Annotated in this window: 19 protein-coding genes; 10 read left to right on the plus strand and 9 right to left on the minus strand. The window is 71.4% G+C overall.

Annotation, left to right across the window (positions count from 1 at the left end):
* Nucleotides 1–37 precede the first annotated feature (37 nt).
* Genes ACR3IO_RS15165 through ACR3IO_RS15175 form a run of 3 tightly spaced genes read right to left on the minus strand, consistent with a single transcriptional unit; the run spans nucleotide 38 to nucleotide 4,466 of the window.
* Nucleotides 38–2,320, minus strand: a complete 2,283-nt coding sequence (locus ACR3IO_RS15165) for a glycoside hydrolase family 3 C-terminal domain-containing protein (RefSeq protein ID WP_434072054.1) — start codon at nucleotides 2,318–2,320, stop codon at nucleotides 38–40.
* A gap of 50 nt (nucleotides 2,321–2,370) precedes the next feature.
* Nucleotides 2,371–3,156 carry a phosphatase PAP2 family protein gene (locus ACR3IO_RS15170; RefSeq protein WP_434072055.1) on the minus strand — a complete coding sequence of 262 codons (786 nt, stop codon included), beginning with the start codon at nucleotides 3,154–3,156 and terminating at the stop codon, nucleotides 2,371–2,373.
* Nucleotides 3,156–4,466, minus strand: coding sequence for an MFS transporter (locus ACR3IO_RS15175; RefSeq protein WP_434072056.1), 1,311 nt, complete (start codon nucleotides 4,464–4,466; stop codon nucleotides 3,156–3,158). Before ACR3IO_RS15175 ends, ACR3IO_RS15170 begins: the two co-directional genes overlap by 1 nt.
* Before the next feature lie 100 nt (nucleotides 4,467–4,566).
* On the opposite strand from ACR3IO_RS15175, the gene ACR3IO_RS15180 reads away from it, so the two are divergent.
* The 7 genes from ACR3IO_RS15180 (at nucleotide 4,567) to ACR3IO_RS15210 (ending at nucleotide 11,874) form a co-directional block, all read left to right on the plus strand.
* Nucleotides 4,567–5,145: a TetR/AcrR family transcriptional regulator gene (locus tag ACR3IO_RS15180; protein WP_434072057.1), complete on the plus strand. Its 579-nt coding sequence runs from the start codon at nucleotides 4,567–4,569 to the stop codon at nucleotides 5,143–5,145.
* Between the two features lie 4 nt (nucleotides 5,146–5,149).
* Nucleotides 5,150–6,361, plus strand: coding sequence for an ROK family protein (locus ACR3IO_RS15185; RefSeq protein WP_434072058.1), 1,212 nt, complete (start codon nucleotides 5,150–5,152; stop codon nucleotides 6,359–6,361).
* Between the two features lie 43 nt (nucleotides 6,362–6,404).
* Nucleotides 6,405–6,923: a DUF805 domain-containing protein gene (locus ACR3IO_RS15190; protein ID WP_434072059.1), complete on the plus strand. Its 519-nt coding sequence runs from the start codon at nucleotides 6,405–6,407 to the stop codon at nucleotides 6,921–6,923.
* Between the two features lie 158 nt (nucleotides 6,924–7,081).
* The gene (locus ACR3IO_RS15195; protein WP_434072060.1) at nucleotides 7,082–8,398 is read left to right on the plus strand and encodes an MFS transporter; all 1,317 of its coding nucleotides are present in this window, start codon (nucleotides 7,082–7,084) and stop codon (nucleotides 8,396–8,398) included.
* A 10-nt stretch (nucleotides 8,399–8,408) separates the two neighbouring features.
* Nucleotides 8,409–9,911 carry a carboxylesterase/lipase family protein gene (locus tag ACR3IO_RS15200; RefSeq protein ID WP_434072061.1) on the plus strand — a complete coding sequence of 501 codons (1,503 nt, stop codon included), beginning with the start codon at nucleotides 8,409–8,411 and terminating at the stop codon, nucleotides 9,909–9,911.
* Nucleotides 9,912–9,968: 57 nt separating this feature from the next.
* Nucleotides 9,969–11,216 (plus strand): ROK family protein, encoded by a 1,248-nt coding sequence (locus ACR3IO_RS15205; protein WP_434072062.1) that lies wholly within the window; start codon nucleotides 9,969–9,971, stop codon nucleotides 11,214–11,216.
* Between the two features lie 22 nt (nucleotides 11,217–11,238).
* Nucleotides 11,239–11,874, plus strand: coding sequence for a class I SAM-dependent methyltransferase (locus ACR3IO_RS15210; protein WP_434072063.1), 636 nt, complete (start codon nucleotides 11,239–11,241; stop codon nucleotides 11,872–11,874).
* 11 nt (nucleotides 11,875–11,885) lie between these two features.
* Here ACR3IO_RS15210 and ACR3IO_RS15215 read toward each other — a convergent pair whose 3' ends face one another.
* Together ACR3IO_RS15215 and ACR3IO_RS15220 are read right to left on the minus strand one after the other, a co-directional pair.
* The gene (locus ACR3IO_RS15215) at nucleotides 11,886–12,398 is read right to left on the minus strand and encodes an N-acetyltransferase family protein (protein ID WP_434072064.1); all 513 of its coding nucleotides are present in this window, start codon (nucleotides 12,396–12,398) and stop codon (nucleotides 11,886–11,888) included.
* A gap of 49 nt (nucleotides 12,399–12,447) precedes the next feature.
* Nucleotides 12,448–13,425, minus strand: a complete 978-nt coding sequence (locus ACR3IO_RS15220; RefSeq protein WP_434072065.1) for an SDR family NAD(P)-dependent oxidoreductase — start codon at nucleotides 13,423–13,425, stop codon at nucleotides 12,448–12,450.
* A gap of 53 nt (nucleotides 13,426–13,478) precedes the next feature.
* On the opposite strand from ACR3IO_RS15220, the gene ACR3IO_RS15225 reads away from it, so the two are divergent.
* From ACR3IO_RS15225 to ACR3IO_RS15235, 3 genes are read left to right on the plus strand one after another with little or no spacing between them, the layout of a single operon-like run.
* Nucleotides 13,479–14,036 carry a TetR/AcrR family transcriptional regulator gene (locus ACR3IO_RS15225; RefSeq protein ID WP_434072066.1) on the plus strand — a complete coding sequence of 186 codons (558 nt, stop codon included), beginning with the start codon at nucleotides 13,479–13,481 and terminating at the stop codon, nucleotides 14,034–14,036.
* Nucleotides 14,037–14,082: 46 nt separating this feature from the next.
* A complete protein-coding gene (locus ACR3IO_RS15230; RefSeq protein ID WP_434072067.1) occupies nucleotides 14,083–14,397 on the plus strand; it encodes a cupin domain-containing protein in 315 nt (104 codons plus the stop codon).
* A complete protein-coding gene (locus tag ACR3IO_RS15235) occupies nucleotides 14,394–14,942 on the plus strand; it encodes an AraC family transcriptional regulator (protein ID WP_434072068.1) in 549 nt (182 codons plus the stop codon). Before ACR3IO_RS15230 ends, ACR3IO_RS15235 begins: the two co-directional genes overlap by 4 nt.
* A gap of 12 nt (nucleotides 14,943–14,954) precedes the next feature.
* On the opposite strand, the gene ACR3IO_RS15240 is transcribed toward ACR3IO_RS15235, so the two are convergent.
* The 4 genes from ACR3IO_RS15240 to ACR3IO_RS15255 all read right to left on the minus strand — a co-directional run bounded on the left by ACR3IO_RS15240 (nucleotide 14,955) and on the right by ACR3IO_RS15255 (nucleotide 19,226).
* Nucleotides 14,955–16,175 carry an MFS transporter gene (locus tag ACR3IO_RS15240; protein ID WP_434072069.1) on the minus strand — a complete coding sequence of 407 codons (1,221 nt, stop codon included), beginning with the start codon at nucleotides 16,173–16,175 and terminating at the stop codon, nucleotides 14,955–14,957.
* 121 nt (nucleotides 16,176–16,296) lie between these two features.
* On the minus strand, nucleotides 16,297–17,064 hold the full coding sequence (locus tag ACR3IO_RS15245; protein ID WP_434072070.1) for a polyprenol monophosphomannose synthase: 768 nt from the start codon (nucleotides 17,062–17,064) through the stop codon (nucleotides 16,297–16,299).
* A 61-nt stretch (nucleotides 17,065–17,125) separates the two neighbouring features.
* Nucleotides 17,126–18,643, minus strand: coding sequence for a peptide MFS transporter (locus ACR3IO_RS15250; protein ID WP_434072071.1), 1,518 nt, complete (start codon nucleotides 18,641–18,643; stop codon nucleotides 17,126–17,128).
* Nucleotides 18,644–18,728: 85 nt separating this feature from the next.
* Complete coding sequence (locus ACR3IO_RS15255; protein WP_434072072.1) at nucleotides 18,729–19,226, minus strand: CGNR zinc finger domain-containing protein; 498 nt, start codon at nucleotides 19,224–19,226, stop codon at nucleotides 18,729–18,731.
* Nucleotides 19,227–19,269: the final 43 nt, after the last annotated feature.

Below are 19,269 nucleotides of genomic sequence, written 5' to 3' on the forward strand. Positions count from 1 at the left end.
GAAGGGGAGACGGGGCGTCGGATCGTGCGAGCCTGGGCTAGGCGCCCTGTCCGTTCGAGACCGCGATGAGCTGCTCGACCTGCTCGGCGCCGATCGGCATGCCCGGGAACGACGCGAGTCGGCCGATCGGGAACGACGCCATCATCTTGAACATCGACGGGTCTGCGAGGAGCGCCCCTCCGACATCGGGTCCGTCGCCCTGGTTGCCGGCGGTGAGCGCCTGCATGATGATGGGGCCCGCGACGGGGTGCGCGATGAGCTCGCCGATCGACGAGTTCGCCGTGAGCGGCACGTTCACGGCGTCACCCTCGACGGCGACGGTCACGACCGAGCGGATGTCGCGGCTCGACGCTCCGACCTCGACGGCGTACTCGCCGCCCTCGACGACCCACTGGTCGACGCGGGTGTCCCAGTACGCGAGGTCCTCGCGGCGCACGGGCACCTCGACGACGCGGGACTCGCCCGCGGCCAGTGCGACCTTGGCGAACGCCTTGAGCTCGCGCGGCGCCCGCACGACGGCCGAGCCGGCGAGCGAGGTGTAGACCTGCACGATCTCAGCGCCGTCGCGGTCGCCCGTGTTCGTCACCGTGACGCGCACCGTGAGACCCGTGGCATCCGACGACACCGCGGCATCCGCGTACGAGAAGCTCGTGTACGAGAGGCCGTGGCCGAACGGGTAGCTGACCTCGAGCTCGCGGGCGTCGTACCAGCGGTAGCCGACGAAGAGGCCCTCGCCGTAGCGCACGTGACCGAACTCGCCCGGGAAGTCGAGGTACGCGGGGCTGTCGGCGAGGCGCACGGGCACCGTCTCGGTGAGTCGTGCCGAGGGGTTCACGACGCCGTAGAGCACGTCGGCCACCGCTCCGCCGCCGGCCTGGCCGAGCAGCCAGCCCTCGACGATCGCGGGCACGCGGTCGGCGAAGCCCGACAGGCGCACGACGCCGCCGTTGGAGAGCACGACGACGACGTTCGCGTTGGCGGCGAGCACCGCGTCGAGCAGCTCGGTCTGCCCGGCGGGCAGCTCGAGGTCGTCGCGGTCGAAGCCCTCGGACTCCTGCTCGGCGGGCACGCCGAGGAAGAGCAGCACGGTCGAGGCGGCGGATGCCACGGCGACGGCCTCGGCGGTCAGCTCGGCGGAGGTCGTCGCATCGGCGGCGTAGCCCGCGGCGAACGGCACCTCGGCGCCCGCGAGCAGGCGGATCTCGTCGAGCGCGTTGTCGAGCTTCGTCGGGTTGATCTGCGACGAGCCGGCTCCCTGGTAGCGCGGGGTGCGGGCGAGCTCGCCGATCACGGCGACGGATGCGCCGGACGCGACCGGCAGCACGCCGCCCTCGTTCTTCAGCAGCACGATCGACGCGGCGGCGACCTCGCGGGCGAGTGCGTGGTGGGCGTCGACGTCGTACGCGGCATCCGCCTTGGCGTTGCGCACGACCTTCTGCACGAGGTCGACGTTGCGACGGGCCCCGAGGTCGAGGTCGGACTCGGCGAGCGAGCCGCCATGCACGGCGGCGACGAGCTGCGCGTCGGTGCGACCGCCGCTCGCGGGCATCTCGAGGTCGAGGCCGGCGACGAGCCCGGTGACGCGGTCGTTGACGGCGCCCCAGTCGGAGACGACGAGGCCCTCGAAGCCCCACTCGTCGCGGAGCACCTTCGTGAGCAGCCACGGGTCCTCGGAGGTGTAGACGCCGTTGAGGCGGTTGTACGAGCACATGACGGTCCACGGCTGCTCGTCCTCGACGACGCGCTGGAAGCCGCGCAGGTAGATCTCGCGCAGCGGTCGCTCGTCGATGTCGGCCGAGACGCGCATGCGGTCGGCCTCCTGGTTGTTGGCCGCGAAGTGCTTCAGCGAAGCGCCGACGCCCTGCGACTGCAGGCCGCGCACGAGCGCCGAGCCGAGCACGCCCGAGACGATCGGGTCCTCGGAGAGGTACTCGAAGTTGCGGCCGCAGAGCGGCGAGCGCTTGATGTTGATGCCCGGGCCGAGCAGCACGCCGACGCCTTCGGCCTGCGCCTCCTCGCCGAGCGCCGCTCCGACCCGCTCGAGCAGCTCGGGGTCGAACGAGGACCCGAGCGCCACGGCGGGCGGGAAGCAGGTGGCCGGCACGCTGTCGCCGATGCCGAGGTGGTCGCTGTCGGCGGCCTGCAGGCGCACGCCGTGCGGGCCGTCGGTCATCAGGATCGACGGGAGTCCCACCCGGTCGATCGACTTCGTGGTCCAGAAGTCGGCGCCGCTCGTGAGCGACGCCTTCTCCTCGAGGGTGAGGCCGGCGACGACCTCCGCCGCGGACGCCTCGGTGGCGGTGTTCAGGGTGTCGGTCATGGTGCTCCTTCACGTGCCGGCGTTCGGCGCCGGCCTCTCTGGGTTGAGGTCTACGAGGCGGGCAGCGCCTGCGGCGCACCCGTGGTCGGGTCCGCGCGTCGGAACAGCGGCTTGCCGTAGTCCTTCGCGAGGAGGGTCGAGAACGCCCACCAGATGATGAGCGTGGCACTGGCGCCTCCGAGGACGCCGAACACGGCGTCCGAGAACCAGTGGGCGTTGATGAGGGTGCGCTGCCAGATCATGCCAAGGCCGATGAGGGCGCCGATGAACCACCACACGCGGCGCTTGGCGGGAGGCAGCACCGCGGCGACCGCGATGATCAGGATGCCCGCGCTCACGGCGTGGCCGGAGGGGAAGGATCCGTGGTCGACCCGGAAGAGCGGGCCGAACAGGGCGTTCACCAGGTCCTCGGCGGGTCGGGGACGGTCGACGAGGTTCTTCGTGACCTGCGACACGACCATGTTGCCGACGAGCTCGGCCGTGATCCAGAACAGCGCCGAGCGCCAGCGGCGGATGACGAACAGCCAGATCGGGATCAGCAGGATCGTCAGCGCGAAGCCGGGCAGCTCGCCGAGGTACTGGAAGAACATCGGCACGACCCAGCTGACGTTCTCGACCGCGCTCGCGCCGACGAGGCGACGCCAGGCGTCGTCGAGCGGCTGCGTGAGGGGGGCGTCGACGTTCTGGAACACCGCGACGCCGAACAGGACGAAGAGCGCGAGTCCGATGAGGCCGATGACGAGCAGCGCGCGCGGGCGCTTCGAGGCGGCCTGGGGCGCCGGCCCCGGCTGCGCGGACGTGGCGACGCCGGGAGCGCCGGCTGCGGCATCCGTCATCACTTCACCGCCTTGATCGGCCAGACGGCGAAGGCGCCGAGGACCGAGAGCACGATCGCGACCGGGAACAGGCCTGCGTACCCGAACGCGATCACGATCACGCCGGCGACGCCGGGGGCGAGCGTCTGGGGCAGCGTGGCGGCGATGTTGACGACGCCGAGGTCCTTCGCGAAGGACTTCGCCGACGGCAGCACCTCGCTCATGAGCGCGGTGTCGACGGCTTGGAACATGCCGAAGCCGAGGCCCGCGATGAAGGTCATGACCATCCACGCGGTGATGTCCGGCCAGATCCACGGCAGCAGGAAGGCCAGGCCGGTCACAGCCGACGAGACGAAGACGAAGATCTTGCGGCGGCCGAGCTTGTCGGACAGCGGGCCCGACACGATGGTCGCGATCAGGATGCCGGCGAGGCTGATGAGCCCGAGCACCGGGATGACGTCCTGCGGCCGCTCGATGCCGAAGTAATCGGTGAGGAGGTAGAGCTGGTACCCGGTGACGGCGAAGTAGCCGGTGTAGAGCAGGAGCCGGCCGGTGAACGCCCAGAAGAAGTCGGGGTGCTTGATCGGGCTGACCCAGAAGGTGCGCAGGAAGTCGGCGAACTTGAAGGGCTCGGGCTCGAGCTCCTTCGAGGAGTGGTCGGGGTTGAAGACGATGAACAGCGTGAGCATGACGAGCGAGAACACCGCGAACGTCACGTACCCGGCCGCGATGCTGCCGTAGAAGACCGAGCCGATGATCTGCCCGCCGAGCGCGCCGACCATGAGGCCGATGCCCGAGAGCGTGGCGAACGTGCCGCGGCGCTTGACCGGCACGCGATCGGGCATGACGGCGCTGAGGGGGCCCTGCGCGAAGTTGTACGTGATCTGCACGAGGGTCCAGGCGATGACGACGCCGACGAGGCTGTTCGCGAAGGCGAGGCCGACCAGGGAGAGGCCGCCGGCGAGCGATCCGATGAAGATCCAGGGTGCGCGACGCCCGAACCGCGAGCGCGTGCGGTCGGAGATCTGGCCGGCGATCGGCTGCGCGAGCATCGAGAAGAACGCGCCGATCGTCATCACGATCGCGAGGTTGGCGACCTTGTCGGCCTCGCCGAACTGCGCGGTGATCTGCGCGGGCAGGAGGATGCCGGGCACGGCTCCCCAGATGAGGAAGATGCCGAGGTTGGCGGGGATGATCCAGCCGAGGAGCCGGCGCACGCCCTTGATCGGGGCGGGCGGGTCCTCGTTGCCGGCGGCCTCCTCGATGAAGGCGAGGGGCTCTTCGGGTTCGTCTGGGCGATGATCTGCTGCGGGGGTCGACGCCATCGTCATGTGCTGTGGGGTCCTTTCGGAGCCTCTCCGTCGAGGCTGATCGCAAAACCATACATCGCTCGGTTTTGGTTTGCAACACCGAGTCCGTAGCATTCCCCTTATGGCACCAAGGGGTTCGTATGCGAAGGGCATCGCCAAGCGCGAGGAGATCCTCACGACCGCGCTCGAGGTGATCGCCCGAAACGGGTACCGCCGCACCAGCGTGAAGGAACTCGCCGACGCCGTGGGCCTCAGCCAGGCCGGACTGCTGCACTACTTCAGCTCGAAGGAGGAGCTGTTCCAGGAGGTGCTCCGCAAGCGCGACGAGGTCGACAGCGCGACGTTCCTGCTCGAACGCGACCGACCGATCGAATCGTTCTTCGACGTGGTGCGGCACAACACCGACGTTCCGGGACTGGTGCAGCTCTACGCCCAGCTCTCGACCGCGGCCGGCGACCCCGACCACCCCGCACGCGAGTTCTTCATCGAGCGCTACGAGCAGTTCCGGGCACTGTTCGGCTCGATGCTGCGCGAGGAGCAGGCGGCCGGCAACCTCGACCCCGAGCTCGACGTCGAACGCGTCGCGAACCTGTTCCTCGCCGTCTCCGACGGCATGCAGACCCAGTGGATGCTCGATCCGCAGATCGACATGGCCGACCACGTCCGCTACCTCTGGCAGCTCCTCACCCGCAAGGCCTGAGCGGATGCCCCGCCAGCCGCGTTCCCTCGTCTCCGGCGACGTCAGGCGGCACAACCTGAACCTCGTGCTCGACCACCTCGTGCGCTCCGGCGCGAGCGCGCGCAGCGAGATCGCCGGGGCGACGGGACTCACGCGCGGCGCGGTGACGGCGCTTGCGACCGCACTCTCGGAGGCGGGCGTGGTGCGCGCGACGGAGCCGACGCAGACCGGCCGTGGCCGACCGATCACCCGCCTCGAGCTGGCGGCCGACGATATCGCCGTCCTCGTCGCGCAGGTCGACGCGGATGCCGCGACCGCCCTGCTCGCGAACCTCGCCGGCGAGGAGTTGCATCGGGTGGAGCGCCGGCACGGGCGCCCGATGGGCGACCCCGACGCCGTGCTCGACGTGCTCGCCGACGTGACCCGCGACGCGCTCGACGCCGCGGCCCGACTCGGACGCCGCGTGCTCGAGCTGCCGGTGGTCGTCTTCGCCCCGGTCGGGGACGAGCCGCCGGTCGTGCTCGCCGACACCGACCTCGGATGGGGCGTCGTCGACGTGCTCGGCGGACTCCGCGCGCGGATGCCCGAGCTGCCCGCGAACATGACCCTCGCCTCCGACGGCTGGCTGGCCGCCCGCGCCGAGCGATCGCTCCTCGACGGCGTCGACGACCTCGTGTACCTCAAGTCCAACTCGGGCATCGGCGGCGCGATCATCGCCAACGGACGCGTCGTCGAGGGGGCGCACGGAGTGGGCGCCGCGCTCGGCCATCTCGCGCTCATCCCCGACGGGCCGCCGTGCGAATGCGGGCAGCGCGGATGCCTCGTCACGATCGCCGGCCCCGACGCACTGCTCGAACGCGCCGGTCTCACCGGCCTCGTCGGCGAGCGCGGCCTGGCCGGCGCCCTGCAGGAGCTCTCGCGTCGCATCGAGACGGGCGAGCCCGCCGCGACCGCGGCGTGGGCCGCCGCGCTGCCGTGGATCGCCAGGGCCCTCCAGGTGACGTCGCTCGCGACCGACCCGTCGGCGATCGTCATCGGCGGATTCTGGGCGGCGCACACGACCTCGATCGAGCGGGCGTTCCGCGCGAATCGCCCGACGGTCGCAGCTGCGCTCGGTGCGGCATCCGAGGTGCCGCGCGTCTCGGCCGGACGGCTGGGCGCCGACGCCGCCCTGCTCGGCGCCGCCTGGGCCGCTCGCGACCGACTCCTCGCCGACCCGGCACGCCTCGGCGTCTGAACCACTCACCCCCGCCCGCGCAGCACGACGACCAGGAGCACGCTTGACCACCCTCGCACCATCCCAGCCTCTGGCCGCGGAAGCCGCTCCCCTCGACCGCCCGCTGTACGGCGCGACGTTCGGGCAGTCCGTCTCGAGGTTCTTCCGCAATTACGCGCGGTTCTCCGGCCGGGCGAGCAGGTCGGAGTTCTGGTGGGCGTACCTGTTCCTGTCGCTCCTCGGCGGGGTGCTGGGGTTCGTGCTCGGCATCGCGCTCGTCTTCGGGCTCGCGGCCGTGCTCGCGGCCGCCGTCCAGGGCGACAGCGAGGCCCCGGGCCCGTTCGGCGTGCCGGCCCTGGCCACCGACCTGGTGGTCGCCGTCGGCGCGCCGATCCTCGTCAGTCTCCTGCTCTCGCTTCCGCTGCTCCTGCCGTGGATCGCGGTCACCGTGCGCCGACTGCACGACACGAACCGATCCGGATGGTGGTACCTGCTCTCGCTGATTCCGATGGCCGGGTACGTGGTCCTGGTGTTCACGATCCTCGAGTCCGACCCGGACGGCGCGCGGTTCGACGCGCGATGACCGTCGCGGTCCGCGATGCGCGGGGAAGCGCTCCCATTTAGTTCAACGGTTGAATTCTTTCCCGAAACAGCGCATACTCATCGCCGAGCGTTGTTCGGTTTTCATCGACCGCGCTCACCCTCCCTCCCCCAGGTCGTTCTCAACGAAGAGGAGCCCCAATGTCGATCCAACCCGCCGCCTCCGGCGACCCCGCCGCCCTCGTCGCGCCCACCGGCGCCATCTCCGCGGACGCGCCCGTCGCCGGTGAACCGCCCCAGAGCCCGCCGCCCACGCGGGCGCTCCTGCCCGGCATCCTCGTCACGGCCCTCACCCTGTTCGCCACCTACGGCGGACTCATCGCGATCCTGCTGCCGACCCAGATCGCCCTCCTCGACGAGGAGAACAAGGTCGCGAACCTCGCGATCGTCACGACGGTCTCGTTCGTCTTCACGCTCTTCGCACAGCCCATCGTCGGGGCGTTCAGCGACCGCACCCGCTCCCGCTTCGGCCGGCGCACCCCGTGGATGGTCGGCGGCGCGCTCATCGGCGGCATCTTCCTGCTCGGGCTCGGCTCGCTCACCTCGCTGCTCTGGATCACCGTGTTCTGGGTTGTCATCCAGGTCGCCCTGAACGGGCTCCAGGGTCCGCTCACCGCGCTCACCCCCGACCGCTTCCCCCGCGAGAAGCGCGGCGTCGCGAGTGCGATGTTCGGCATCGGCACCCAGGTCGGCATGACCCTCGGCATCATGGTCGCGAGCATCTTCGCCGCGAACATCGGCATCGGCTACTCGGTGTTCGGCATCGCCGTGATCGTGGTCACCCTGCTCTTCGTGCTCGTCAACCGCGACTGGTCGTCGAAGGCGGCCGTCGTGCCCGCGTGGCGCTGGAAGGAGTTCCTCGCCGGCTTCTGGATCGACCCGCGGAAGAACCCCGACTTCGCCTGGGCGTTCGCGGCCCGGTTCCTGCTCGTGCTCGGCTACTTCGTCGTCACCGCGTTCCAGCTGTACATCCTCACCGACTACATCCGGATCCCGGTCGCCGAGGCCCCGGGCGCCGTGCTCACGCTGACGCTCGCGGCCTTCGTGCCGACCCTCATCGCGATCGGGGTCTCGGGCTGGTGGAGCGACCGCATCGGCCGTCGCAAGGTGTTCATCTACGCGGCATCCGCCATCATGGTGCTCGGCCTGCTCGCACCCGTGATCATGCCGAACATGACCGGCATGATCGTCATGAGCATCATCAACGGCGTGGGATTCGGCGTGTACATGTCGGTCGACGCGGCCCTCATGACCGAGGTGCTGCCCGGCGGCGGCGCCGGCGCCGGAAAGGACCTCGGCATCCTGAACATCGCGACGAACATCCCGCAGGCGCTGAGCCCGGCGATCGCGGGCGTGATCATCGGCGTCTTCGGCGGATACCCGATGCTCTTCGTCTTCGGCATCGTCGCCGTGGTCGCCGCCGCGTTCGTCCTCATCCCCATCAAGAGCGTTCGATAGGAGCTCCAGCATGACCCAGACCACCACCGGCACCCTCGTCGAGGTCGACACCGCCGCGGGCCGCGTCCGCGGCGCCTGGCGCGGCGAACCCGGCACGCCCGAGGCATCCGCCGCCTTCCTCGGCATTCCCTTCGCCGAGGCACCGGTCGGCGAGCTCCGGTTCGCCGCCCCCGTGCCGAAGGCGCCGTGGGAGGGCGTGCGCGACGCGCTCGAGTTCGGTGCGACCGCGCAGCGCGGCGACCCCGGCGTGACCCTCATCCCCGAGCCGAGCGTGCCCGGCGAGTCGACGCTCAACGTGAACGTGTTCACGCCGAACCCGGTAACGGCCGGGCCCGCCACGGATGCCGGCCTGCCGGTGCTGGTCTGGATCCACGGCGGCGGCTTCTTCGCCGGCTCGCCGGCGAGCCTCTGGTACGACGGCGGCCGCTTCAACCGCGACGGCGTCGTGACCGTGACGATCTCGTACCGCCTCGGCTTCGACGGCTTCGGCTGGATCTCGGATGCCCCGTCGAACCGCGGCGTGCGCGACTGGCTGCTCGCCCTCGAGTGGGTGCAGCAGAACATCGCCGCGTTCGGCGGCGACCCGTCGCGCGTGACCATCGCCGGTCAGTCGGCCGGCGGCGGCGCCGTGCTCACCCTGCTCGGCATGGAGCGCGCGCAGCACCTCTTCCAGGGTGTCTACGCGATCTCCGGTGCTCTCGCCGACGTGACGCCCGAGCGCGGGGAGGCGTTCGGCCGCGAGCTGGCCGCTGCCGCGGGCGTCGAGCCCACTCGCGCCGGCTTCTCGAGCCTGAGCGAGGACCGCATCCTCGAGCTGCAGAAGAAGGCGACCGAGCTCGGCCCCGACTCCCTCGAGAGCATGATCGACAACGGGCTCGCCCTCGGGCCGAGCATCGACGGCGAACTGCTGCTCCGCTCGACCAGGGAGTCGCTCGCGGCCGGCGTCGGCGCCGACAAGCCGCTCGTCATCGGCGCCACCGACGACGAGTTCACGATGGCCTTCGCCGAGGTCGAGAAGAAGCTCCGCTGGATCCCGAAGTCCCTGATGCTGAAGAAGCTCGGCATGCAGAAGCCGCAGCTGAAGCCCTACCTCGCGGCGAACGCCGAGGTCGCCCGCAAGGGCACCGCGCGCATCGCGGGCCGGTTCCTCACCGACCGGATGTTCCGCACCGCGCTGGTCGGCATCGTCGCCCTGCGCGGCGACGCGCCCACCTGGGTGTACCGGTTCTCGTGGCCGTCGGGCACGTTCGGCTTCGCCGAGCACTGCCTCGACGTCCCGTTCTTCTTCGACTGCCTCGACTCCATCGCGATCGAGCCGCTCGCCGGCGCCAATCCCCCGCAGGCGCTCGCCGACGAGGTGCACGGCGGCGCCGTGACCTTCATCGCGACGGGCGACCCCGGATGGCCCCGGTACACGGATGCCGCGCGTCAGACCCGCGTCTACGACACCCCGTCGACCGTGGTGCAGGACGGCTACGCGTCCGTGCGCCCGCTGCTCACGACGGCGGGATGACACGACCCCCCGGTTGGGGTACGTGACCGCGGGACGTTCGGGCAGCATGCTTGCGACATGACACCCGGCGATACGACGGTCCCGACCATCACCGGCCCCCTCGACACCCATCGCGAACAGTCCGCCCTCGTCGTCGAGCATCTCGTGACGCACGGCACGGCGACCCGGAGCGAGCTCGTGAACGCCACCGGCCTGGGGCGCGGCACCATCGCCGGGCTCACGGCACGCCTGCTCGACGCGGGCGTGATCCGCGAGTCCGGCGACGCGCACGGCGACGGCAGGTCCACGCCGCTCACGCTCGCCGGCGGCGACCGCGTGCTCGTCACGGCGCGGCTGGCGCTCGACGAGGCCGTGGCGACGATCGCCACCCTCGGCGGCGAGGAGGAGGCGCGCTTCAGCGAGCGGATCGCGACGAAGGCGGCGATCCCCGGCTCGGAACTCGCGGCGAACCCCGTCACGCCGCTCGCCGTGGTGATCTCGCGGGCGATCGCCCGCACCTCGCGTTCGGGCCATCGCATCGCCGACATCACCGTGCTCGTGGACGGAGCCGTGGTCGGCTCGCCCGCGGTCGTCATCATGGATGCCCGGTTCGGCGCGGAGCCCGTCGACGTGCTCGGCGAACTGCGGGCGATGATCCCCGCCCTCGCCGAGGTCGAGGCCTCCCTGCCGCTGCCCATGCGCGTCGTGCCGGCGGCGAGCGCGGCCGCGAGCGTCGAGCTGGACGCCCTGCCCGGCATCGCCGACGTGCTCTACCTCGAGGGCGACACCGCGGTCTCGGCGGCCGCGGTGGCCGCCGGCCATCCGCTGCGCGGGGCGCACGGACTCGGCGCGACCTTCGGCCACCTGCCGATCGTGCCCGGCGGGCTGCGATGCCGGTGCGGCCAGCAGGGCTGCCTCGCGACGGTCGCGGCCCCCGAGGTGGTCCTCGAACGCGCCGGGCTCGCCGCACTCGCCGAGTCGGACGGCCGCTCCGACGCCCTCGACGAGCTCGTCCTGCGCATCGCCGAGGCCGAGGACCGGGCGCGGTGGGCCTGGCTCGACGCCGCGCACTGGATCGGTCGAACCCTGCAGATCGTGGTTCCCACGATCGACCCGGCCGTCGTGGTCGTCGGCGGCTACTGGTCCGGCCTCGCCGGCGACATCCGCAGCGCCATGCAGGGCAATCGGCCCACGGTCGGCAACGGCGCGATCAGCGCGATCCCGGTCTTCTCACCGGCATCCGGAGGGGCGGATGCCGCACTCGTCGGTGCGCGACGGCTCGCGCGCGAACGACTCGTCGCCGACCCCCTCCTGCTCGTGGGATGACCGTTTCCCTGGACTCGACCGCGTGAACAGCAGGGTCGGCGATGCGTACTCGCGGCGGGCGGCGGAGTACATCGAGCTGTTCGGGTGGGTGGGCGCCGCGCACCCCTCGGACCGCCAGCTCGTCTCGACGTGGGCGCGCGGCATCGACGGCGGGGCGATCGACGCCGGCTGCGGCCCCGGCCACTGGACCGACTTCCTCACGGAACACGGGCTCGATGCCCGCGGCGTGGACCTGGTGCCCGAGTTCATCGAACGTGCCCGCCGCGAATACCCGAGCGTGCCCTTCGCGGTCGGCGACCTGAACACGCTCGACTGCGAGACCGGAACGATCGGCGGCATCCTCTCGTGGTACTCCCTCATCCACCATGAGCCCGGCACGATCGGGGTTCCCCTGGCCGAGTTCCATCGCGCGCTCAGCCCGGGCGGCACGCTGCTCATCGGGTTCTTCGAGGGCGCCGAGGTCGAGCAGTTCGATCACGCCGTCGCCCCGGCATACCGCTGGCCGGTGGAGGACCTCAGCGCAGAACTCCAGGCCGTCGGCTTCGACGTGGTCGAGTCCCACGTCAGGAAGACCGTCGGCCAGCGGCCGCAGGCCGCCGTCATCGCCCGACGGGGCACAGACCCGATGAACGTCGAACGAACGCCCGCCGCCCGCTGACGGCCCGGCGATCAGGAGATCTGGTCGCGGGAGATCCGCACCATGCGGATCTCGCGCACGCCATCGTCGACCTGCACGGTGCCGTCGGGGACGAATCCGTTCTTCCGGTAGAACGCCTGCGCCCGCGGGTTGGGATCGGCGACCCACAGCGACGCCGACCGGTCGGTGCCGATGACCGCGTTCAGGAGGGCCGCGCCGGCACCGGTTCCGTGGGCTTCCGCGAGGACGTACAGCACGAACAGGTGCAGGTCCGATGCGGGCCCGGGAGTCTCGGGCGGGCCCGCCATCGCGACCCCGATCACCGCGCCATCACGTTCGGCCACCGCGACCGTGTTCGCTCGGTAGCGCTCGTCGACGAGGGCGGCGGTCCAGAACCGCTCGCGAGCGCCGACGAACCCCGGGTCGTCGAGCACCCGGTCGGGCATCAGGCCACGATACGTCTCCTGCCACGAGCGGACGAGCACGCGCGCCATCGCGGGGACGTCCTCGACCCGGGCTGCGCGAACCGTGACCGGAGCATCCATGGGCGAAACCCTATCCAGCCCGGAGAGGCCCGGCGAGCTCCGGGCGCACTCATGCGGTCTCGGGCAACGGCAGGCGTGCCCCGGCGAGCTCCTCGAGTTGGCGCCAGACCTCGGCGGCCGTGTCGGCGGAGGGCGCCTGCGTGCGGGCGAGCGGGTCGACGCGAACGGGCAGGCCCCGCAGCCTGCCGGCCGGCGCGTAGTACTCGCCGCCCTGGGCGTCGGGATCGGTCAGGGCGCGCACGGCGGACCACGCGGCGGTGTCCTTGCCCTGCGCCCACGGCGTGTACGGGTTGCGCTGGTACGGCGTCGAGGAGTCTCGGACACCGCGCCGCTCCGGGGTCTTCGCGTCCACGCCCACGCCGGGTCGGACCACGAGGGAGGCGACCGGTCGGCGACTCGCCCGCAGCCGGCGATCCAGCTCGAACGCGAACACCTCGGTCACGGTCTTCGCCTTCGTGTACGCCCCGATCGCCGACGCGGGAGTGCGCAGGACATCATCGACGCGGATCGGGAACTGCTTCACGAATCCCGTCGAGGTGTGCACGACTCGAGTCGGCGTCCCGGATCGCGTGCCGGTGTCGACGAGGGCGGGGAGCAGCCCGGCGAGCAGGCGGACGTTCGCGACCGCGTGCGTTCCCACGAGGAGCGGGAGTCCATCGACCGTGGTCTCGCTACGGCTCAAGGCCATCGCTCCGCCGTTGAGGAGGATGCCGTCGAGGCGAGGGAGCGCCTGCACCTCGTCGGCGGCGCGGGACACCGAGTCGAGGGAGGCCAGGTCGATCAGCACGCTCCGCACGGCGGCGCCGGCGACCTCCCGCCGGATCGATGCCTCGGCGAGGCGCAGCTTCGCCTCGGATCGGGAGGCGAGCACCACGTCGGCTCCCGCGGCGGCGAGCTGCTCGGCCGCGAAGTAGCCGATGCCGGCGGTCGCCCCGGTGACGACGATCGTCCGTCCCGTCTGATCGGGAAGGCGTTCGGGATCCCAGGCCAGGGGTTGACCTGTCAGGTCGCTAAGTGGATGACTCATCCGGTTAAAGTAGCACATTCGGATGACTCATCCGTTTCGGCTACGATGGAGCCATGCGACCACTCCGCGCCGATGCGTTGCGCAGCCGGACCCGGATCATCGAAGCCGCCCGCGGGCACGACGCCCGCGCCCTGCGCCTGAACGACGTCGCCCGCGATGCCGGCCTCGGGGTCGGCACGGTGTACCGCCACTTCCCCACGGTGCATTCGCTCGTCGAGGCGCTCTCGCTGCACACGCTCGAGCGGATGAGGTCGATCGCACAGGCCGCGATGAGCGAGGTCGATGACGAGACCGCGTTCGTCGACTTCCTCGACGGCGCACTGGCCCTGCAACTCCAAGACGGCGGACTCCAGTCCGTGCTGCTCTCACCCGATGACGAAGACGAGTCGGTGCGGGCCATGAAGGCCGAGGTCTTCGCCGCGTTCGAGGGCATCCTCGAACGCGCCCGCACTGCCGGCCTCGTGCGCACGGACCTGTCGATCGCGCAACTCGAGCACCTGGTGTGCGGCATCGAGCACGCCGTCCGCGTCGGTGATCCGGCCGATCGCCAGGTTTTCCTCGACGTCCTCCTGGCGGGCGTCCGCCCGGCGCGTCGCGGCATCCGGGAATGATCGGCGCCGCTCGGCGATTGCACCTCTCATGTGCAGGATCACGCCGTTGCCGCAGGCCACCGGCCTCGTCGACGACGCGGGCACGATCGGCCGGTTCCTCGAGCACCTGAGGTGGTCGGTGATCGACACCGCGGGGCGCGATCTCGCCGCGGGCGACGCACGACACGAGGAGCACGACCGCACGCGCCTCCACGTGGTGCTCTCCGGGACCATCTGGCTCTCGCACGGCGACGAGGTGGTCGAACTCGACCGAGGTGACGTCGCACTGCTGCCGCAGGGCGGTCCGACCCGGCTCAGCGCCTCCGACGACGCGCGGCTGCTCAGCGCGACGGTGGCGCTCGTGGACCCCACCCGACCATGACCCGTGCGATGCCGCCGGTGCTGGCCGCCCGCGGGTTCGGACGCAGCGAACCCGGCTTCTCGAGCCTGCTCGACACGATGCACCGCGAGGCCTCCGGCACCAGGCCGGGCTCCGGCACCGTGCTCGCGGGGCTCACCGACGTGGTCATCTCGGCCGCGGTGCGTTTCTGGCTCGAGCACGGCTGCGGCACCGCGCGAGCCTGGCTGGCCGCCGCGCAGGATCCGAACGTGGGCGACGCCCTCGCGGCGATCCACGAGAGCCCCGGCACGCCGTGGACGGTCGAGTCGCTCGCCCGCATCGCCCGCGCGTCGCGTTCGCAGTTCTCCGAGCAGTTCCGCGAGACCGTCGGCGACACCCCCGCACGCTACGTGACCCGCATCCGGATGGCGCAGGCCGAGCGGATGCTCCGCAGCGGCGATCCCGTCGCGGTCATCGCCTACCGCCTCGGCTACGACAGCGAAGACGGGTTCAGCCGCGCGTTCCGCCGCCACAGCGGCGTCGCGCCGAGCCTCTGGCGACGGACCACCCTGCAGCCCGTCGCCTGACCGCGCGACCCGTCACCGGCCCCTCGCCGAGACGAGCACCATGCCGCCGATGACGGCGGCGACGCCGCCGCCGAGGAACGCCACCTGCACGCCCACCGAGTCCACGAGCAGTCCGCCGACGGCCGCGCCGATCGTGATCGCGGTCTGGAAGGCGGCGACGATGAGTCCGCCCGCGCTCTCGAGGCGGTCGGGGGCGACGCGCGCCATCCACGTCTGGATCATCGTCGGGACCGCCCCGAACCCGGCGCCCCACACGCCCACGACGCCGACCGCGACGACGGGGTTCGCGCCCCACAGTGCGTAGAGCACCATCGAGGCGCCGATCGCGGTCGGCGCCGCGACGAGCAGCACGCCCAAGCGGCGATCGGCCAGCGGGCCCGCGGCCAGGTTGCCGGCGAACGACGCGAGGCCGAAGACGGCCAGCAGCAGGGCGAGCGTCGCGGGTGTGACCGCGCCGATCGACTCGAAGGCGGGGCGCAGGTAGGTGAAGCCGGCGAAGTGCCCGCCCGAGATGAGCACGACCGAGAGGATCCCGAGCGCGACCACCGGTCGGGCGGCGGTCCGCACGAGGGTGCGGAAGCCCGGCGCTCCGGTCGGCGGCACCGACGGCAGGGTCACCATCTGCACGGTCAGGGCGATGACCCCGACCGCCGCGGCGCCGAGGAACACCGTGCGCCAGCCCACGAGGTCGCCGAGGACGGCGCCCGCGGGCACGGCGGCGATCGTCGCGAGCGAGAGTCCCGTGTTCACGATCGTCATCGCGCGGCCCAGCCGATCGGCCGGCACGAGCTGCGAGGTCACGGCGAGCGACATGGCCCAGAACCCCGAGATCGCGAGGCCCAGCAGGAGCCGCGAGGCCAGCATGAGCCCGAACACCGGCGCGATGGCGACGAGCACGTTCGAGATCACGGCGAGCGTCGTGAGCCCCACCATGACCGTGCGCCGGTCGACGCGCGGCAGCGCCGACACGACCAGCGGACCGCCGATGATGCCGATGAGGCTCGTGGCCGTCACGAGCTGCCCGGCGACGCCCTCGGTGATGCCGAGGTCCGCCGCGATCGGCGAGAGCAGGCTCGCCGGCAGGAACTCGCTCGCCACGAGCGTGAAGATGCCGAGGCCGAGCGAGACGACGCCGGCCCATGCGGCCCGGCGCGGGCCTTGCGCTCCCGAGGCGGGAGGCGACCCGGCGGGTGATCGGGTGATGGCGCTGGTGCTCGCGGTGTTCGTGGACATGTCGCTCCTTCAGGTGGATCTCCACCCTCGCGGAGCGCCCGCGCGCGCGCCCGACCGTTCGTCGTCGGTACCCGACGGTTCGTCTGACAGCCGACGCGGGCGGCCCATGTCGCACCCGTCGTCAGGACGTGCGCGCGTCGGCTCCGGTCCGCGGCGAGCGACGGAACAGCCCCGCGATGCCCCACCCGGTGACCTTCATCATCGCCTCGACGACGATGACGGGGCTCATCTTCGATCGGCCAAGTGCGCGCTCGACGAACGTGATCGGCACCTCCACCACGACGAGGCCGGCCTGGCTCGCATGCCACAGCATGTCCACCTGGAACCCGTAGCCGCGCGTGTGCACGTCGTCGAGGCGGATGGCCCGCAGCGCCGATGCCCGGAACACCCGGTACCCGGCCGTCGCGTCGCGCGTGGACAGGCGCAGCATCCGGCGGGCGTACGCGCTGCCCCACCTCGAGAGGAGCTCGCGGTGACGCGGCCAGTTCTCGATCGCACCGCCCGGGATCCACCGCGAACCGATGACGACGTCGACCCGACGGCCCGCGGGATCGGGCGCCTCGAGCGCGGCCAGCAGCGACGGCAGCTGCTCGGGCAGGTGGGAGCCGTCGGCGTCCATCTGCACGATCGGATCGAAGCCCCGGTCGAGCGCCCAGCCGAAGGCGTCGAGGTAGGCGGCTCCGAGCCCCTCCTTCGCGGTGCGGTGCAGCACGTGCACGGCACCGTCATCGGCGGCGAGGCCCTCGGCGATGTATCCGGTGCCGTCGGGCGAGCTGTCGTCGACGACCACCACGGCGGCCTCGGGCACGGCGGCCCTGACCCGTGCGACGGTCTCGGCGATGCTCTCGCGTTCGTTGTACGTCGGGATCACGACGAGGGCGCGCGACATCCGAACTCCCCTCGTGCGTGCCCGCCAATCGTATCCGGACGAGGAGAACGGTTTCGCCGCGTCAGCGCACGCCCGCCATGAGTCGCAGCACGGGCTTGCGACCGAGCCAGAGCGCGATGCCCAGCACGATCGCGATGGCGCCGAGCACGCCGAAGTACGTCGCCTCGTTCACCACCGTGTAGAAGCCCGCCAGCAGTCCTGCGATCGACGAGCCGAGTGCGACCGAGAGGAAGAACAGCGCGACCATCTGGGTGTGGAACACCCCGGGCGCGAGCTTGGTCGCGACCGACAGGCCCACCGGCGAGAGCAACAGCTCGGCGACGGTGAACACGAACAGGATGAGCACCATCCACAGCAGCGGCGTCGAGTTCGGCCCGCCGTCGGCGAACGGCAGGAACAGCAGGAACGCGACGCCCATGAGCACCGTGCCGAACGCGAACTTGATGGGCGTCGACGGCTGGCGATCGCCGAGCTTCGTCCAGATCGCGGCGAACACCCCCGAGAGCACGATGATGAAGACCGGGTTGATCGACTGCACCCACGGCACCGGCATCACCCAGCCGAAGATGCTGCGGTTCAGCTGCTCGTCGGAGTAGATGGTGAGCACCGTGAACTGCTGCTGGTACAGCGACCAGAACGCGACGCTCGCGATGAAGAGCGGGATGAACCCGTAGACCCGGCTGCGCTCGGTCGCCGTGATGCGGTGGCTGCGCAGGATCACCACGAAGTACGAGATCGCGGCGACCACCGTGGCCCCGATGACCCACGTCACGAGGTTGCCGGCGTTCACGAGTCCGGTGAGCACGAGCACCGCGATGAGCAGCACCGCGGCGATGGCGACGCCGATCACGAGCCCCCGCCGCGATTTGGGCAGCGGGTTCGGCACGACGGATGCCACGGCCGGCAGCCCCTTGCGTCCGAACGCGTACTGGATGAGGCCGAGCGCCATGCCGACCGCGGCGACGGCGAAGCCCCAGTGGAATCCCCAGGTGTCCTGCACGAGGCCCGTGATGAGCGGGCCGAGGAAGGCGCCGAGGTTGATGCCGAGGTAGAACAGCGAGAATCCGGCGTCGCGGCGAGGGTCGCGCTCGGAGTAGAGCGTGCCGACCACGCTCGTGGCGTTGGCCTTGAGCCCGCCCGAGCCGAACGCCACCAGCACGAGGCCGACGCCGACGCCGAGGAATCCGGGCAGCGCGGCGAGCGCGATGTGCCCGCCCATGATCACGATGGCGCTGTAGAAGAGCACGCGCTCGGAGCCGAGCAGTCGGTCGGCGATCCACGCGCCGAGGATCGTCGAGAGGTAGACGGCCCCGCCGTACGCGCCGACGATGCCGGCCGCGGCGGCCTGGTCCATGCCGAGGCCGCCGTCGGCGACCGTGTAGTACAGGTACAGCAGCAGGATGCCCTGCATGCCGTAGAAGCTGAACCGCTCCCACATCTCGACGCCGAAGATGTGCACGAGTGGTCGCGGCTGCCCGAAGAAGCCGTGGTCCCCCCGGGTGTCGTGCTCGCTCGCGCCCCCACTGGCAGGCTCGGGCGGACCGTACTCCCCCGGGGCAGGTTCGGTGACCTTGCCCATGCGGGTCAGCCTAGACCCGGGCGGTCGGATGTCGCGAGCAGCGTTGCACGCGGGGGCCACCCGCGTCGAGCACGGGCCGCGACGATCAGCCGGCGGCGAGCTTCGACTTGGCGTAGTGCCGACGGGCCTTCTCGCGGTTGCCGCAGAGCTCCATCGAGTGCCACTTGCGGGCGTTCGCACGACTCTCGTCGATGAGGAAGTGCTGGCAGTCGGATGCCGCGCACGCCCGGATGCGGGAGCCCTGCTCGGTCTGCAGCGAAGCCCACTCGGCGATCGCCCTGGCGCCGACGGCGCGAGCGGGGTCGACCTCGTCGACCCAGTCGAGGCCGTCGGCCCGGAGCCGGGCGCGCTTGCGCATGGCGCCGGCCCACGGCTCGAGCTGCGCGGCATCCGTCTCACCCCTGAGGAACCCGACGAATGCCGCCCTGGCCGCGCGCGCGTCGCGCACCTCGTCGGCCGTGCCGCGGAGCCCGCGCGATCGCAGCCACTCGGATGCCGCGGCGTCGTCGCCGAGCTCATCGCGCACGCCATCGGGGTAGAGGAGGCGCGAGTTGACGAGGTCGAGGAGCAGGGAGTCGGTCATGGGGTCTCGATTCGAATCTGTTCGTTCTAACCATATCAGCGCA

The sequence above is a fragment of the Agromyces sp. Marseille-Q5079 genome, from assembly GCF_051016555.1.
In the GTDB taxonomy this organism is placed as follows: domain Bacteria; phylum Actinomycetota; class Actinomycetes; order Actinomycetales; family Microbacteriaceae; genus Agromyces.